The 1,663-nt window shown below is 72.5% G+C and carries 1 protein-coding gene and 2 pseudogenes; 2 read left to right on the forward strand and 1 reads right to left on the reverse strand.

What is annotated here, in order from left to right; genetic code table 11:
- Positions 1 to 606 (forward strand): annotated as a pseudogene (locus TA90_RS15265) (hypothetical protein); the annotation flags it as partial.
- Positions 607 to 703: 97 nt separating this feature from the next.
- A complete protein-coding gene (locus TA90_RS11410; RefSeq protein WP_043536588.1) occupies positions 704 to 982 on the forward strand; it encodes an Lrp/AsnC family transcriptional regulator in 279 nt (92 codons plus the stop codon).
- Positions 983 to 1,020: 38 nt separating this feature from the next.
- Here TA90_RS11410 and TA90_RS11415 read toward each other — a convergent pair.
- Positions 1,021 to 1,663: pseudogene (locus TA90_RS11415) on the reverse strand (anthranilate phosphoribosyltransferase); the annotation flags it as partial.

Below are 1,663 nucleotides of genomic sequence, written 5' to 3' on the forward strand. Positions count from 1 at the left end.
CGCGCGCGTGACGCCCTGTGCGCCGCCTACCCGCCCCCCGGTGACGCACCGGGCCTCCGCGCCGGGCGCACGGACCCCGCACGTGCCGACGAGGTCGACTCCGCCCTGCGTGGGGAGCACGGCGGGGTGGTCGACACGATGCTCACCGGCATGTCGGCCGCCGCCGAGGTCGAGGACTTCGAGGGGGCCGCCCGGCTGCGCGAGCACCTCTCCGCCTACCTCGGGGGGCTGCGTCGTCGCTGCGACGTGCTGCCCGTGGCCAGTGCGCGCCTGGTGGTGTGGGCACGGCACCTGGAGGACGGGGGCTGGACGCTCCACTGCGCGTCCTGGGGCAGGCTCGTGCGAACGGTGACCACGCCACCACGCACGTCCCCACTGCCGTGGGTCGAGTCCCTGCTGGCCGAGGACCCGCCACCCCGACCTGACGTCTTCCTGGCGGGCACCACGTGGGAGGAGGTGCGCATCCTCACCGACTCGATCACCTCACCCGGTTCACGCCTGGTCCACTGGGACGGCCCGACGGCGCTGGCGGTACCCCTCGACTCCCCCCTCGGGCGCACCCGCCTCCTGGAGCACCTGGACCTCGCGCGCCGTCGTGGGGCGTGAGGCGAAGTGGGGCGTGAGGGCGCCGCGCCGCACACACCGCGCGCGTGGGACGTGGGATGATCGGGGCAGGCAGTTCTCCAACGCGGGAAGGAAACCCATGCTCACCGCCATCGTCCTCATCAACGCCGACGTCGACCGCATCCCCGAGGTCGCCCAGGCGATCTCAGACCTCGACGGTGTCAGCGAGGTCTACTCCGTCACCGGGGACATCGACCTGGTCGCCCTCGTGCGGGTGCGTGAGTACGACGACCTCGCCACGGTCGTCTCCGACCGGCTCGGCAAGGTCGGGGGCGTGCGCAGCATGCGCACCCACATCGCCTTCAGGTCCTTCTCCAGCACCGACCTCGAGGAGGCCTTCCACCTCGGACTGGAGTGAACGACGCCCCTCGGGGCCCGTGGGCCCCGAGGGGGTCCTCAGAGGTTGGTCTCCTCGATCCAGCGGCCGAGCACCTCGGCGGCCGAACCGGAGTCGATGGCCTGTGCCGCCAGCTCGACGCCCTCACCCAGCTGGGTGACCAGGTCTGCGGCGAGGAGCTCCGGGTCCAGTGAGATGGCACGGGCGACGATGCCCGCGGCCGTGTTGAGGAGCACCGCGTCCCGGACGGGACCACCGGCCCCTCCGAGGATGTCGACGGCGACCTGCGCGTTCTCCTGCGCGCTGCCGCCCTCCAGGTCCGTCACCAGCGCACGGTCGAAGCCGAAGGCCTCCACGGCGTCGAACTCGGTGTACTCGACCACTCCCCCGGCCACGGACCAGACCTGGCTGGGCTCGACCGTGGTCAGTTCGTCGAGTCCCCGCTCCGACCCGCGGAACACGAGGGCGGAGGCCCCGCGCTCCGCGAAGACGCCCGCCATGAGCGGAGCGTTCGACGCCTGGGCGACGCCCACCGCGGAGGCCGCCGGGCGGGCCGGGTTCGTCAGGGGTCCGAGCACGTTGAACACCGTGGGGAAGGGCAGCTGGCGACGCACACCCGCCGCGTAGCGCATCGAGGGGTGGAACTTGTTGGCGAAGAGGAAGGTGATGCCGACCCGGTCGAAGACCTCACCCACCCGCTCC

This window comes from Actinomyces polynesiensis, assembly GCF_000820725.1.
In the GTDB taxonomy this organism is placed as follows: domain Bacteria; phylum Actinomycetota; class Actinomycetes; order Actinomycetales; family Actinomycetaceae; genus Pauljensenia; species Pauljensenia polynesiensis.

Excerpts from the sequence above, each read along its gene's own strand:
- TA90_RS11410 (WP_043536588.1), top strand. The coding sequence starts at position 704 with ATGCTCACCGCCATCGTCCTCATCAACGCCGACGTCGACCGCATCCCC.